This is a genomic window from Corynebacterium sp. H113 (assembly GCF_037572315.1).
Lineage (GTDB): Bacteria > Actinomycetota > Actinomycetes > Mycobacteriales > Mycobacteriaceae > Corynebacterium.
Genome location: NZ_JBBHKZ010000001.1, coordinates 40534 through 52496 on the forward strand (window position 1 = coordinate 40534; position 11963 = coordinate 52496).

The window sequence follows — 11963 nt, forward strand, 5'->3', positions numbered from 1 at the left end:
TGGATTCTTAACTGTCGTTGTTCTCGATCATTGACATAATGCGGTCGAAGTCGTCAAGATCGCCGAACTCGATGACGATCTTGCCCTTGCGCTTACCCATGGTTGCGGTCACCTTGGTGTCGAAGGTGTCCGCCAGACGGCTAGCCCAGGTGTTCAAACGTTCTGGTTGTTCAATGGTGTTGCGTGCACGACGTGGCTCCGGCTGCTGTCCACGGTTGAGGAGAGTGACAGCTTCTTCAGTGGCACGCACCGACATACCCTCGGCCACGATGCGATTGGCAAGTGCCTCTTGATCATCTCGACCCGTCCGAACTCCCAGTAGTGCTCGGGCATGACCTGCCGACAGAACACCGGCCGCGACACGACGCTGCACTGGGACCGGCAACTGAAGCAGACGAATCATGTTGGTGATCATTGGTCGCGAACGCCCGATCTTATCCGCAAGTTGTTGTTGCGTGACATCGAACTCTTCGAGGAGCTGTTGGTAGGCTGCAGCCTCTTCGAGAGGATTCAGTTGGACGCGGTGGATATTCTCCAGCAAGGCATCGCGAAGCATGTCGGTGTCCGACGTCTCGCGAACAATCGCGGGGATAGTCTCCTGCTCCGCCCGCTGGCTTGCTCGCCAACGGCGCTCACCCATAATGATTTCAAACTCGGGCTGTACCGCGTCAGTATTGCGCTCCCGCGCTTGCTCCAGTGCCGTAGCACGGTCCTTGTCCTGGAGCGCGCGGACAACGATCGGCTGCATGAGTCCGAACTCGCGAATGGAGTGGGCGAGTTCGTTCAGCGGTTCTTCGTCGAAGACTTCACGGGGCTGCCGTGGATTCGGAGCAATCAGCTCTAGCGGAATTTCACGGTAGGTGGCACCAATTTCGGATGGGGCTTCAGTGGCCCCGCCCTGAGTTGTTGCGCGTCGACTGTCGCCCGGCATTGTTTCACGTGAAACATCTCCACGTCCAGAACCATTTTCGTCACCGTGACGTAATGCACCCTCACCCAGGTGCCCGCCAGAAAGACCGGAATTTCGCGCCTTTCCACCTAAAAGTGGGTTCTCACGATTCGCAGTACCGCTGGGCTTACCGTTGCCGCTGCCGTTTCCAAAAATGATGTCGGCAGCAGAATCACCCACACCCACATGCGGATCCGGGGTAGTAGGGATCAGCGCAGCGAGTCCACGACCGAGACCACCACGTCGTGGCTCGTTCTTCTCATTAGACATTGTCAGCTAATCCCTTCTAGTTGTCACCTGACGACGACTCGTCGTCACGCTTTTTCTCCGGAGAAACACCAATTGCCCCGGAAGTATCAGACGGAGTGTAGTCACCGCGCTTGGCCAATTCCTTAGCTGCATCCAAGTAAGCGAGTGCTCCGCGAGAGCCTGGATCGTATGCGATGACAGACTTGCCGTAGCCAGGAGCCTCGGAGACCTTAACCGAACGCGGAATGATATTGCGCAGAACTGCGTCACCAAAGTAGTTCCGCACCTCGTTGGCAACGTCCTCAGAAAGACGCGTCCTACTGTCGTGCATCGTGAGCAACACGGCACTGATGTGGAGGCGCTTGTTCAAATGCTGACGGATCATCTCAACGTTATTGAGAAGCTGGGTCACGCCCTCCAGAGCATAGAACTCGCACTGGATCGGAATAATGACTTCCTCGGCCGCCGTCATTGAGTTAAGAGTCAGCAACCCCAATGATGGGGGACAGTCAATGATCAAATAGTCAAAGTCATTGTCGATCAGGAAATCATCCGAGATTGCCTGGCGGAGACGCCGTTCGCGATTGAGGAGATTAACCAATTCTATCTCCGAACCAGCAAGATCCAGAGTCGCAGGTATCACCCACAGATTTTCAGACTCGGGGGACTGGCGCATGACATCCTCTGGTGACATTTCACCAAGAAGAATCTCGTACGTAGATGGAGTACCACTGCGATGCTCCACGCTGAGCGCCGTCGAAGCGTTGCCCTGCGGATCATTGTCGACCACTAGAACCTTCAGGCCATGCCGCGCAAGCGCCGAGGCGATGTTCACCGTCGAGGTGGTTTTGCCAACACCGCCCTTCTGGTTAGCGATGGTGATCCGTCGCGGATACTTGGGCTTAGGTAGTGAAAGACGATTAGGACCCTTTACCTTAGCCGCGCGTCGAGCAGCGGCTGCAATCGGAGTATCTTCCCAAGTCTCTCGACCCATTACATGTCCCCTTTGTAGTCAGATATCGGCACAGTAGTTGGCCTTTTCACATACTTGGTGGTGACTAAAGCTGCCGAAAGGGAGAACGTCACTGTGCGACGATCATGACCTCTTCCGAGCAGCTGTAGGCTTACCACCTTACTTCTTCTCGATACGAACGACATAGGTTGGGGTAGCCAAGTACTCGCTACCGACTTCAATCACCTCTGCGTTCATACCCTTCGCCTTCTTAATATCCCGCGCATCGCGTTCAATCTCCTCAGCTGCCGTCGATCCCTTCAGCGCGATCATATGACCGCCAGTCCTCACAAGAGGCAGCGACCACTTCGCAAGTTTGCCCAGGGGAGCTACCGCACGAGACGTTGCAACATCCACTGCACCAATCTGCTTGACGACGGCCTTCTCCTCAGCGCGGCCCCGCACGACGGTAACGTTTTCGAGTGCTAGGTCAGCAACCACTTCATCGAGAAAGGTAGTTCGTCGAAGGAGGGGCTCAAGCAATGTGATCGTGAGGTCAGGCCGAGCGAGAGCTAGTGGGATGCCCGGCAACCCAGCGCCCGAACCGATGTCAACGACTGACTTATCTTCCTCGATCGCATCGCCCACTGCAGCGCAATTCAGGATGTGACGTTCCCACAAGCGTGGCACCTCTCGTGGGCCGATCAAACCTCGCACGGTGGCTTCAGCGCTCAGCCAACCCCAATATTCACGGGCCTTGTCTGCGTTCTCGCCGAACACACGCTCAATTTCGGTTGTTGGTTCAGCGGTGATTTCTTCCGCTTCTCGCGGAGCTGCAATGTCGTCAGACATCAATGTTGACCTCTATCTGTAGCCGGCTAGCTATGGGGCAGTGGCACGCTATGCTCACTGGACGATAAGCGAAAAAGGATTCCCTCGCCGATGCTCTACGCAATGTGGCTCTCTAAAGAATGAAACTCTCTTGGTTTCACGTGAAACATTGAGAATGAAACCCTGGCAGTCACATTGGCAAAACCCACGACGAGAACGAATCCGAACCGCTATCCATCTGAGTTAAACGATACCGGCTTGAACTGAGAACTCGCTAAACGGGGAACTCCGCGACAGCCAAATGGAGAGGTTTCACGTGAAACCATCGATGTTCCACGTGAAACCAAGGCGACAGCGCAAACGGGCCCCTTAATTACATCAATGACATTCCACCCGGAAGACGACTCTTTCCGTCGCGGAGCGACGAACGATGATCGTCGCCTTCCGCAGACCGCCCGATCAAAGCGGGGCGCAAGGCCCTCCTCGGTAACCCAAACGAACACGGAAATCCCGCACGGCCAAAACTGCACTCTCGCTTCCTGGCGAACTCAACACATAAAGACCCTACACATAAAGAAAGCCCCCACCGAATGGTGGGGGTTTCAATTCTTCATAGACGCCAACTTCGCTACAACTGTGAGCGCTTAACGCTTACGCTTTTTCTTCTTCCTTTGCTGCGGGCGTTGACCCGGCGCAGGCTTAGCTCCAGGAGTTCCCGTCACTGAGTCCTTCACTGGGCCCTGCTGGCCCTTAGAAGAGTCACCAGATGGCAGGTGGCTCGACTTCACAGCGTTTCCAGGCTTCTCGACGGAGCCGTCGTTACGCGAGCCCGCAGACTGAGGCTTGCCGCCCTTCTTAGGGTTGACAGGCTTGGCGCCTGGCTTAGGGGCGAGGTTCTCCTGAACGCGACGCTTCTCCTCGGCCTTAGTAGCGAGCTCCTCAGCCTCTTCCTTATCCAGCTTCGAGAAGATGTACTTCTGCTGGAAGAAGGTCCAAATGTTGTTTGTGAGCATGTACACCAGAAGGCCGATGTGCCACATAAAGCCAGTGCCCAGAATCATCAGAGGGATGAACCAGAGCATCATCTTGTTCATCATGTCCATCTGCTGGCCCATTGGGCCTTCCTGGCGCTGCTGGAGGCCTGCCGCCTGACGAGCCTGCGTACGGTTCACCGACATGCGAGCGTTGAAGTGGGTAGCCAGTGCGGAGATGATCATCAGCGGGATAGCGACGATCATGATGTCCGTGCGTGTGAAGTCTGGTGCAGTACCAGGCGCGGTAAAGGCTGCGTACTGATCCTGGCCCATTGCTACGGAACCAGACAGTGGAGCATTCAGAACTCGTGCCAGCAAGAAAGAGCGAACTTCCTCAACACCGAACAAGTAATTCGCTGTGTTCCAATTCTGCTCGACACTCAGGCCGGCCTGTCCCGCGCCGGTGCCGGTGCGGTTGAACGAACGGAGTACGTGGAACAAACCAATGAAGACCGGCATCTGCACGAGCATTGGCAGACAGCCAGCAAGTGGGTTGACACCCATATCCTTCTGCAGCTTGCGCATCTCGAGTGCTTGCTGCTGCTGATCGTTCTTGTACTTCTCACGAATGGCAGCCATTGCTGGCTGCATCTGCTGCATCTTGATAGCAGACCGCTGCTGCTTCAACATCGGGCGGAAGAGAAGAACGCGGATCGTCATCACCAGGAGGACGATTGCGAGCACCCACGAGATTCCCGACTGTGGATCGAGAATAAATCCTGTGGCCTGGTGCCAGAACCACAAGATGGCCGAAATCGGCCAATAGACAAAATTGAGCACGGTGTAGGACTCACTCCTTACGGTTTTTCGAGTCGTGCGTTGTATAGCGGTCGCGTCTACGACAGCATTGTTACGACAGTCTTCCTAGAGGTTACCTGTGCATTCGCCTCCACCACGGCGCCAGGCCGGGATACGAGCGGGGGACTGGGTCCCAACCACCCGGGTGCCACGGCGCACACCGCATAATGCGAAGAAACGTCAACCACGTTCCACGAATCGCACCGAAGCGACGGACCGCAGTCAGACCGTAAGCGGAGCACGTCGGTTCAAACCGACAAGTGCCGCCACCTTTTAACGGCGAAATCCGCCGGCGGTAGAAAAGGAAGATACTTTCCACGGCTCGAGCACCAATAGATAGGCGGTTAGTGGGTTCGGAATGCTTTATGACGTCGTCGTCATGCGTGATTCCGTGTTTCCGTGTGGATTCATCGTCGCGGTGCGATTTTGAGGGCTGACCGCACATCTTTCTCCAACTCCTCGCTAGTGGCATCTGCACTTCGTGGTAGAGCTCGAATGACGATATCGAGATCAGCTGATATCTCTGGGGCTACCGCTGCAGCGATATGTCGGAGTTTTCGGGCAATTGCATGCCTCACCACCGAGTTGCCAACAGCTTTAGACACAATAAGGCCGACGTGCGGTCCGCCATGTCTGACGAACGGCACATCGGCCTTCGCTCCCTGATAAGCAGAGCGGTCAAGAATATGCAGGACTACAGTCCTGCGTCCGACTCGGCGTCCTTTACGCACCACAAACGAGAAGTCTGCGGAACTTTGCAGCTTGAACTGCTGAGGGAGCACCTTGAATCGGTGTCTCTCTTAAGCAGAAAGACGTGCGCGGCCCTTGTTGCGGCGAGCTGCCACAACGGCACGGCCAGAACGGGTACGCATACGGGTACGGAAGCCGTGCACGCGTGCACGACGACGGTTATTCGGCTGGAACGTCCGCTTCGACACGGTTGACACTCCTAGGGTCTCTGAAACATTTTCTCTGGTCGTGATTGCAAGCGAACCCATCGGAATGAATTCAAGCTGACGCAATCAGGTCCGCGGGTTGTGCACAGTGAATAGCTAACCAAGTACTCGTTAACCACGTTCTGCACTATCGCGGGGTCATACTGTGTTCGCTCGACACCGTAACAACGAAGCGTGAACTTCACGGCTACAAGACATCAAACGTCAGAATATGACAGACCAGAACAGACTACGTTGTTTGGAGCCTGGAATACAAATCAACGCCCCGTCAAGTTACGAGGTCAATGAACCAATACACGCGATGTGAGCTGTGAGAACTCCACCAATTCCACAACTTTCCACAGTCACCCATTTTCATACAACTGTGGATAACTTGAAACACACGAGTCACAGTCGAGCTGGGACTTTAGAGTAAACGCCCAGGTCAACTCGACGCCATTTCAGCGTTAACCCCGTTTCACACGGTCCTGTGAGTTGTGGATAGACTGTGGATTAGTTTGATTCGATCGTTCTCCACAGCTGTGTATAACTTTGTGGAAGGCCAGGCCAGACGGCGTGGCTCAATGTGGACAAGAATCCCACACCCGATCGTTTCGTGGAATTTCATATTTTTGCAGTTTTCTACCTACGGTTGTCATACAACGACGAACAGCGCACCGTATCGGGGGACTGTTTTTCATGGTGTCTGTAACTCTCAAAAGGAATGTGCAATTTGTCTGAAGAATCGATGGAACTCGAACAGCTGTGGAAGAGCGTTCTTGATGTCCTGCTGTCAGACGAGGGCGCACCAGATCTTGGAATTGAACCTCTAGCAGCTCGCCACAAAGTACTTTTGAGGTCTGTGTCAGCAGGGGGACTTTTCCCAGGCTTCATCTTGCTTGTGGCACAGAACGAAATCACGCAGACGCTGGCAAAACTCGAGCTCAAGGACGAGATCGAGAAGGTTCTGACTTCTATTACTGGCGAGCCATTTAGCGCGACGATCACCATTGCAGAACCCGAACAATCGGCTCAGCAATTCCCAACGCAACACAACGTCCCTCAACAAATGCCATCACAAGCGCCGCAGGGACAGGATTATCAGGAACCGCAGCATTTCGGTGATCACACACCTCCAGTTCCGATGCCTCCGCAGCCCTCATCGGCTCACCCTGGTCAGTCGCAGCAGCTACCTCATCAGCAGACACCACAGCAGGTTCAGGTCCCACAACAGTCAGCTGAATTTCAAGAACCGTATCACGACTGGCGAAGCGTGAATCTGACGCATGGGGGAGATTCTCCACAAGCACCGCAGACTAAGAAGCCTTTTCAGCGCTATGGCCGAACAGCTGAGACCCCTTTCGAAATGATGACTCCGGATCGCGAACCATCGTTGAATCCGAAATACACCTTCGAGACGTTCGTTATCGGGCCACAAAATCAGTTCGCACACGCATCAGCGATCGCAGTCGCTGAACAGCCAGCACGTGCCTACAATCCGCTGTTCATTTCTGGTGGTTCTGGCCTAGGTAAGACACATTTGTTGCACGCTATTGGTCACTACGCTCGCAATCTGGATTCAAAATTGCGAGTTCGATACGTGTCTAGTGAAGAGTTCACCAACGACTTCATTAATTCGGTCCGTGACGACGCCCAGGAATCATTCAAGCGTCGATACCGCGAACTCGACATGTTGATGATCGACGACATCCAGTTCCTCGAAGGCAAGGAGGGTACTCAGGATGAGTTCTTCCACACTTTCAACGCGTTGCACCAGGCCAACCGCCAAATTGTATTGACGTCCGACCGCCCGCCTCGCGAGCTAAAGACACTGGAAGAGCGCCTGCGCACCCGTTTCGAGTGGGGGCTGATGACTGACCTGCAGTTCCCGGATCTGGAAACTCGCATTGCAATTTTGTCCAAGAAAGCTCGCATTGACGATCTGCAGGTACCTCACGAAGTACTGCAGTACATTGCGGAAAATGCTTCATCGTCGATCCGCGAGCTCGAGGGAAGTCTGATTCAGGTCACGGCGAATGCGTCGATGCGCAAGATTCCTGTGACTCTGGAGTTGGCGGAAGAGATCATTGGCACAAATGCCGCAGAGATCGAGTTGACCCCGGACATCATCATTTCCGCTACGGCTGAGTACTACGACCTCAAGGTGTCTGATCTGCTGGGAAGCAGCAAAACTCGTCCGGTAGCGCATGCTCGCCAAATCGCGATGTACCTGACGCGATCTCTCATCGACCTTTCCTTGCCTGCAATTGGCAAGGAGTTTGGCAACCGCGACCATTCGACTGTTTTGTACGCATATCGCAAGATCAGCAAGGAGATCGCGGAAAAGAAGCCAACGAAGGACCAGGTCAACGATTTGACCACCCGCGTCCGGGACAAGGCTCGCGGCCACTAGCTTCTCCGTACGCTCACATTGCGCACACCTTTCAGGTCTGTGCTTTACGACGACCGCCCCTGTGGATCATTTCGATGTTCCATGGGGGTGTTCGTCGTTAAGTGGGGTGAGCGAGTGGGGGATCGCGCGGAACGTGGGCACCCGTTTTTGCATGTCACGTATGTAATTACACAAATGTAATTTATGGCATCAGCTTGTTGGCAACCACCGGATTTACAGTGGAGCAAGCTGTGGATGAATAGGAGGATCTGTGGATAACGCGGTATGCATCAAATCTATCCACAGAGGAAGTAGGTTATCCACAAACTCTGCACTGAAGTGTAAACAGCAATAAAACGGCGTCGACCAGCGCAGTTCGGCTCATTCCACAGAGTGCACAGGACCTACAACTACTACTCACTATCTAAATCTCAGAAACGTGAAAAGAAAAGGGAGCTCAACTTTTCTGTGAATGACAAAATTTCAAAGAGGAACGCCGGACACCCAACCGTCAAGGATTAGAATTTGTAACTTGCCTGGAGTTCGCTGGCTTACGACTCTGGGATAAGGTTGTAGTTCAAAGAACGTGAATGAAGCACAAGATTTTGTCGGAGGATCGAGACCACGATGAGTTACGAGAACGTACGTTTCCGCGCTGCAAAGCATGATCTCGCGGAAGCAGTGGGATGGGTTGCTCGTAATTTGCCAGCTCGACCTACACAGCCGATTCTTCGTGCCATGGTTTTCGAAGCCACGTTTGAGGGACTGGAAATCGTTGGATACGACTACGAAGTTTCCACACAGATTCGAATCTCCGCTGAGGTTGAACAGCCAGGTCGATTCGCGGTGAATGGCAAACTTGTTGCAGATATCGTGTCGAAGCTACCGAATATGCCAATCGAGATGAACTTCGATGGCACCAAGGTTTTTGTCACTTGTGGCCAGTCCAACTTCGAACTGCCAAGCATGACTCTCGAGGATTACCCAGCTTTACCAGAGATTCCTGCGGCAACAGGCACCATTGACCAGAAGCTATTTTCTGATGCCATTCATCAGGTTGTGGTGGCAGCAGGCAGGGATGAAACACTGCCGATGCTTACTGGTGTGCGGATGGAAACTGAGGGCAACCATGTCACGATGGCCGCGACCGACCGCTTCCGCCTTGCAGTTCGTACTTTTGAGTGGAACCAGATTCCCGAGGGCAACGCAGCTCTGATCATTCCTGCAAAGACTTTGACCGAAGCCGCGCGTTCGTTGGAAACTTCCAGCAGCGAGCCTGTGACCTTGGCATTTGGCGACGGATCCGATGGTAAGGCTATTGGTGAAGGTGGCATGCTGGGCATTTTGGGCGAGGAACGTCGCACGACGACTCGTCTGCTCGATACTGACTTCCCAAAGTTCGGTCCACTATTGCCAACGCACCATTCGTCGCTGGCTGCAATCCAGATCGAGCCACTGCGGGAAGCTATTCGCCGTGTGTCGCTCGTTACGGATCGAAATGCTCGTATTCAGATGAGCTTCTCCGAGGGGTCGTTGGTGCTGTCTGCACACGGTGATGAAGCTGGTCGTGCTGAAGAAACCATTCCTTGCGATTTCTACGGCGAACCTTTGACTGTTGCTTTCAACCCGGCGTACTTGTCTGATGGCCTGACGGCTGTCGATAGCGATCGCGTGGTCATGGGCTTCACTCAGCCATCGCGACCTGCAATTATGATTCCGGAACCAGAGGAACTGCCAACCCCTGATGAATCCGGTATGTACCCAACTCCTGAGACGTACTACACGTACCTTCTCATGCCACTTCGCTTGTCCAACTAGTGCGCTAGCGCGCCGCTGGTCAGGCCGCAAAGGCTTCCATGTACCTCCGTTATTTGTCTCTTCGTGATTTTCGGTCGTGGCCCGAGTTCGAGCTCGAGCTGACGCCCGGAATCACGGTATTCACCGGCAAAAATGGCTATGGAAAGACCAACATTGTGGAGGCCGTGGGCTACTTGTCCACGCTGTCGTCACATCGAGTGTCGCAGGACGCGCCTCTCATTCGTTCTGGAGCGGAGACGGCCCGTATTTCTGCCACGGCTGTGAACGATGGTCGAGAACTCACTGCTCATCTGCTCATCAATCCGCACCGTGCCAACCAAGCTCAGCTGAATCGCACGCGATTGCGCAGCGCACGCGAACTTTTGGGCACAGTGCGTTCAGTGTTCTTTGCCCCCGAGGATTTGGAGTTGGTGAAGGGCGATCCTGGTGGTCGACGTCGCTATCTCGACGATCTTCTCGCTTTACGACGACCGCGACTAGCCGGTATCCGCATCGAATATGACAGAATCCTCCGCCAGCGAAACGCCCTGCTGAAAACTGCTGGTGCATCGTTGCGTCGGGGCTATTCTTCGGCGGAAGGTGAAGCCGCGCTGGCCACCTTGGATACGTGGGATGCACAGATCGCCCAGGTAGGAGCTGTATTAACTTCGGCTCGCGCCGAGCTTGTCCGGGAACTTGGCCCATTGGTGGAGGATGCGTATAAGACGTTGGCGCCGTCGTCACGTTTGGCGAAAATCTCTTACGTGTCGAAGCTGACGGAAGACCTGGGTGGCGAGGACATCCCGGTGGATGTCGAGATGGTCGAGGCTTTGCTGCTTGCTCGGCTGGGTCGAATGCGCCAGCGCGAAATCGAGCGTGGTGTGTCACTAGTGGGGCCGCATCGCGATGACCTGGGACTTATTCTGGGCCAGGATCCGGCAAAGGGGTTCGCCAGTCACGGTGAGACATGGTCTTTTGCACTATCACTGCGACTTGCGTCGTACTTCCTGTTGAAGGAGGACGGACCAGACCCGATTCTAGTGCTCGATGATGTGTTCGCGGAGCTTGATCGACAGCGTCGTGAAGCATTGATCGATATTGCGGTGCACGCTGAACAGGTGTTGATTACCTCAGCGGTGGGCGAGGAATTGCCGAAAGCGCTGTTTGCAGTGGCAAAGGACAATAATGTGCAGGTCAGCACCTACTCTGTGACGGTAAAGGACACCCACGAGGATCGCGTGTCCGTGTTGGCGGGGGCTGACAGTGACTGACGATACGACAGCTAAGGCAAGCGGCAAGGATGCAGCAACCGAGTCAGCGAGCCACGATCTGGTGGCGCAGACCTTTGCGAAGATGCGTTCGCAGGCGGAAAGTGCTGGTTACAAGCCGCCCTCACTGCAAAGGTCGCCGCGAAAGAATTCGGGGTGGAGTTTGGAGGCAGCGTCGACACGGCCGAACACGCTTGGCGAGAGTGATGTTGCTGAGGATGGCAAACCTGTGGTCAGGGACATTGCAGGAACGCGTGTTCCAGATCAATTTCTGTACTCGCCGGGTATCAAAATCTGGCGGAAGAAGGATCGATCGCCGGTCAGCATTGGTTCGGTGTTGGCGAAGCAATCAACAGAGCGTGGTTGGCATCGCAATATTGCACATGGCGTGATTATGACGAAGTGGCCAGAGATTGTGGGCAGTGTTGTCGCAGAGCACACGGAAGTGCGTGAGTTCAAGGATTCAACGGTGATCGTGCAGTGCTCCTCGAGTGCGTGGGCGACACAACTGAGATTAGCGCAGGCCACAGTGCTCAAAAACATTGCAGAGGCCGTTGGGGATGGCATCGTTGACGAGCTAAAGATATACGGTCCACAGGCGCCTAGCTGGCGAAAGGGTCGGTTTCACGTCAAAGGTCGCGGTCCGCGCGACACGTATGGCTGATCCCGGAAGACATAAAATCGCAACGATATTCTCTGAATTAATCCCACAACACGGACGATTGAATCGCCTCAACGGCGATTTAAGCCGGTTGTGT

The 11963-nt window shown here is 54.5% G+C and carries 11 protein-coding genes; 4 read left to right on the forward strand and 7 right to left on the reverse strand.

Going from position 1 to position 11963, the window contains the following annotated elements; genetic code table 11:
• Positions 1-7: 7 nt before the first annotated feature.
• From WG938_RS00180 to rpmH, 7 genes are all read right to left on the reverse strand, one after another.
• Complete coding sequence (locus WG938_RS00180; protein WP_339976361.1) at positions 8-1219, reverse strand: ParB/RepB/Spo0J family partition protein; 1212 nt, start codon at positions 1217-1219, stop codon at positions 8-10.
• 16 nt (positions 1220-1235) lie between these two features.
• Complete coding sequence (locus tag WG938_RS00185) at positions 1236-2192, reverse strand: ParA family protein (protein ID WP_339976363.1); 957 nt, start codon at positions 2190-2192, stop codon at positions 1236-1238.
• 138 nt (positions 2193-2330) lie between these two features.
• Positions 2331-3005: a 16S rRNA (guanine(527)-N(7))-methyltransferase RsmG gene (rsmG, locus tag WG938_RS00190; protein WP_445292866.1), complete on the reverse strand. Its 675-nt coding sequence runs from the start codon at positions 3003-3005 to the stop codon at positions 2331-2333.
• Positions 3006-3625: 620 nt separating this feature from the next.
• Entirely contained in the window at positions 3626-4795 is a 1170-nt protein-coding gene (gene yidC / locus WG938_RS00195) for a membrane protein insertase YidC (RefSeq protein ID WP_339976367.1), read from the reverse strand.
• Positions 4796-4886: 91 nt separating this feature from the next.
• Positions 4887-5285, reverse strand: coding sequence for a membrane protein insertion efficiency factor YidD (gene yidD, locus WG938_RS00200; protein ID WP_445228157.1), 399 nt, complete (start codon positions 5283-5285; stop codon positions 4887-4889).
• Entirely contained in the window at positions 5221-5595 is a 375-nt protein-coding gene (gene rnpA, locus WG938_RS00205; RefSeq protein WP_339976369.1) for a ribonuclease P protein component, read from the reverse strand. The genes yidD and rnpA overlap by 65 nt, the downstream gene beginning before the upstream one ends.
• A gap of 18 nt (positions 5596-5613) precedes the next feature.
• Positions 5614-5751, reverse strand: a complete 138-nt coding sequence (gene rpmH / locus WG938_RS00210) for a 50S ribosomal protein L34 (protein ID WP_035121629.1) — start codon at positions 5749-5751, stop codon at positions 5614-5616.
• A gap of 721 nt (positions 5752-6472) precedes the next feature.
• Between rpmH and dnaA the strand changes: the two genes are divergently transcribed.
• From dnaA to WG938_RS00230, 4 genes are all read left to right on the forward strand, one after another.
• Positions 6473-8161, forward strand: a complete 1689-nt coding sequence (dnaA, locus tag WG938_RS00215; protein WP_339976376.1) for a chromosomal replication initiator protein DnaA — start codon at positions 6473-6475, stop codon at positions 8159-8161.
• Positions 8162-8767: 606 nt separating this feature from the next.
• Positions 8768-9958, forward strand: a complete 1191-nt coding sequence (gene dnaN / locus WG938_RS00220) for a DNA polymerase III subunit beta (protein WP_339976378.1) — start codon at positions 8768-8770, stop codon at positions 9956-9958.
• Positions 9959-9996: 38 nt separating this feature from the next.
• Positions 9997-11208, forward strand: coding sequence for a DNA replication/repair protein RecF (gene recF, locus WG938_RS00225; RefSeq protein ID WP_339976380.1), 1212 nt, complete (start codon positions 9997-9999; stop codon positions 11206-11208).
• On the forward strand, positions 11201-11869 hold the full coding sequence (locus WG938_RS00230) for a DUF721 domain-containing protein (RefSeq protein WP_339976381.1): 669 nt from the start codon (positions 11201-11203) through the stop codon (positions 11867-11869). The genes recF and WG938_RS00230 overlap by 8 nt, the downstream gene beginning before the upstream one ends.
• Positions 11870-11963 lie beyond the last annotated feature (94 nt).